This is a genomic window from Phyllobacterium sp. P5_D12 (genome assembly GCF_054049495.1).
In genome coordinates, this window is record NZ_JBFUMG010000535.1 from 1 (window position 1) to 3018 (window position 3018).

General features: G+C 54.9%; 5 protein-coding genes. 2 read left to right on the plus strand and 3 right to left on the minus strand.

The window, feature by feature from the left end; all coding sequences use genetic code 11:
- The first annotated feature begins 1 nt into the window (after nt 1).
- A complete protein-coding gene (locus tag ACXJ5O_RS23065) occupies nt 2–202 on the plus strand; it encodes a DUF1127 domain-containing protein (RefSeq protein ID WP_457301944.1) in 201 nt (66 codons plus the stop codon).
- 195 nt (nt 203–397) lie between these two features.
- On the plus strand, nt 398–619 hold the full coding sequence (locus ACXJ5O_RS23070; RefSeq protein ID WP_457301945.1) for a hypothetical protein: 222 nt from the start codon (nt 398–400) through the stop codon (nt 617–619).
- Between the two features lie 483 nt (nt 620–1102).
- On the opposite strand, the gene ACXJ5O_RS23075 is transcribed toward ACXJ5O_RS23070, so the two are convergent.
- From ACXJ5O_RS23075 to ACXJ5O_RS23085, 3 genes are all read right to left on the minus strand, one after another.
- Nucleotides 1103–1399 (minus strand): hypothetical protein, encoded by a 297-nt coding sequence (locus ACXJ5O_RS23075; protein WP_457301946.1) that lies wholly within the window; start codon nt 1397–1399, stop codon nt 1103–1105.
- Nucleotides 1400–1647: 248 nt separating this feature from the next.
- Nucleotides 1648–2406: a slipin family protein gene (locus ACXJ5O_RS23080; RefSeq protein WP_457301947.1), complete on the minus strand. Its 759-nt coding sequence runs from the start codon at nt 2404–2406 to the stop codon at nt 1648–1650.
- Between the two features lie 14 nt (nt 2407–2420).
- Nucleotides 2421–3018: NfeD family protein (locus ACXJ5O_RS23085; protein WP_457301948.1), on the minus strand; the 598-nt coding region annotated here is incomplete at its 5' end.

The following is a 3018-nucleotide window of genomic DNA, read 5'->3' on the forward strand; positions in this document are numbered from 1 at the left end:
TCTGGCGGCAACAGTCGATGAACTGTGCCAAAAATTCGGCGTCTGGAACACCGCTAATGCGTTGATTCTGGCTATCTGGCGGCGCCATCAAATGAAGAACCACATCTCCCACCTGTCAAATCACATGCTTCGCGATATCGGCCTTCGGGATAGCGCGGAAGCGCCCAGTTTTCCCCTTTGGGTTATCCTTACGCGGCCTTAGTGAGCGGCGTGGTTGAGGAGGAGGGAGTGAGAGGGGCGACAGTGACGCGCCCTTCGCTCCGTTTTCGGATTGCCTCATTCAATATCGGTGGGCAAGACGCACAATCGCAGCTTATGCGAAACGGTGTCATCGCCTTCGACTAGCATGGTTACTCGAGCGCTCCTTGGAAARGGCGACCACAAACATGGCAGATGAATGGATTTCACGGCTGAAGGGCACGCCGACCTGATCGAGAAACTTGTCCAGGAAGTTCCCAAGGCACTCGCCCGTCCAAGCCTCACCCTGGAGCAAGCGGAGCGACTGCACGCCGTCATCGGAAAAGGTGCTCGCGACTTCGAGGAGCTTCTGCAGCTCATGGATCAAACGGATGTCGATGAACAATATCGCGAAACTGCGGAAAACCTAGCCCGGACCTGAAACGTCTGAGTGATGAGGCTAAAGATAAAGTTCGATCGATAATCGTGTCCAACCGGACTTCCGACCATGAGGATGGGGCGTCGCCTGAACTCAACGACAATGATGACGGAGACTGGGCAGATATCGACCATCGGGACCAAACATAGGTCATGAAACGGTGATCAAAAATAGCGTCCATACACGTCTGGCAATGTTCTCGATCAGTGCTTTCAAAATCGCACAAGGTATCCACTGGAACCGCAACCCCTCATGCTAAGTTTTGGAGAATTGATCGTTGGAATCTATTCAAGGCCTTCATGATGGCTCCTTCCGGCAGACCCCTAGCGGACAGGGCTGTACGCTCCTTTTGCAGTCCGGAAGCGCGGATGAGGTCAGCGCGTGCTCGGCGAACTCCAACAACGCAGCGGTATTGCACCGAACAGACATCTCATAAGCGCCTGGAGCCAACGCCGTAGGGCACCGAACGCTTACGATCCAAGCCCCTTATGTGCGTATCAATCTAACAGAATTTAACAGTTGCCTTAAACTGTAGGGGTTCAGCTCGCCGCGGATGCGTGCGCATGTTTCGGATTTCTGGAGCTCGCATTCGTCTGGGCTGTTCATCTTGACCTTAGAAATATCGTCGACGGCATTTTGCTGATTATTCCAGCCGAGGATCCAGTCTCCTTCAAAGTTTTCTTCCGCGGCAAAGGCATGTCGCGCCCGCTCTTTGTAAGCATCAATTTGTTTTGGGTCGTGTTGGCAAATATCGGTGGCGATACGCGCCGTACCGCCCGCCACCTGCGCCCCTAATATAGCCGTCTGCTTTGACTGGTCGGATTGTGCGTGAGCCGAGATCGTCGAGCACGCCAAGAGTGAGAAGCCTGGCGAATGTCATACGTGCCGTTCCCTTCAAGTCATCGTGACATAGCGCGAGAGCGTGCGGGATTATTCTATGGCATCTTTAGGTACCATCTTGAGACGAAATACCATGACGGCTCGACAAACGAATACCGTCGTTCGCTTTGCCGCGGTTCACTTGCACACCGCTATCTGGATTTCGTCGCCGCGGCCGTGAAGAGCTCACCGAGTTCCATCGGGAATGGAAACACGATCGTTGAATTCTTCTCATTGGCGATCACATTCAGCGTGCTGAGATAACGCAGTTGCATGGCTTCAGGCCGTTGCCCCAGGATATGGGCGGCCTCTAGCAATTTCTGAGCAGCTTGCTGCTCGCCCTCGGCGTTGATGACTTTGGCTCGCCGTTCGCGTTCGGCCTCGGCTTGCCTGGCGATGGCGCGCACCATCGTTTCGTTGAGATCAACATGTTTGATCTCGACATTTGCAACCTTGATGCCCCATGCGTCAGTCTGCGCGTCGAGAATTTCCTGAATATCGCTATTGAGCTTGTCTCGCTCGGCCAGCATCTCGTCAAGATCGTGCTTGCCAAGGACAGAGCGTAAGGTCGTCTGGGCAAGCTGGCTCGTTGCCATCAGGAAGTCCTCGACCTGGATCATCGCCCGCTCGGGATCGATCACACGGAAATAGAGAACTGCGTTGACACGCACCGAGACATTGTCCTTCGAGATTACGTCCTGGCTTGGCACATCGTGCACCACTGTCCGCAGATCGACACGCAGCATTTGCTGGACGAAGGGGATGAGGATGATCAGGCCCGGTCCTTTAACGCCGGTGAAGCGGCCGAGCGTAAACACCACGCCGCGTTGATATTCCCGCAATATCTTGATCGCGGCAGCCAAGAGCATCAGCAGGATGATGACAATCGGAATAAAGACAGTGATAAGCATTGGAAAGTCCTCCACTAATTGCTCTCCGGCTGATCGGGTTCGACCGTGAGGATAATGCCCTCGATGCCTGCCACACGGACCTGCTGTCCCTTTTTTAGCGGCGTCTCGGATACTGCCGCCCACCGTTCGCCGTGGGCAAGGATATGCCCGCGGCGTCCACGCCACTCCAGGACCTCGCCACGGGCTCTCACCATCTCCTCGCTGCCCGTCACCACCGGGCGTTTGTGCGAGGAAAACACTAGGCGGATGATGATCAAGGAAAGCGCCAGACTGGTCAGGGCGACGCCTGCGGTCAGCGGCCAGGAAATGCGAAAAGCTGGAATGTCTGTATCGATCAATATCGTGGCGCCGGATATGAAAGCGATGACGCCGCCAATGCCCAGAACGCCGAAAGATGTCACGAACGCTTCGGAAGCCATCATCGCAAGACCGAGGATAATGAGACCAAGACCAGCAAAATTCACAGGAAGCACAGCGAGTGCGTATAGGCCGATCAGAACGCAAATCGCGCCGATGGTTCCCGGAAAAAACGAACCCGGAGCCATGAATTCGAAGATAAGTCCGTAGATACCTATCATCATCAGGATCAGCGCGACATTCGGGTTCGTGATC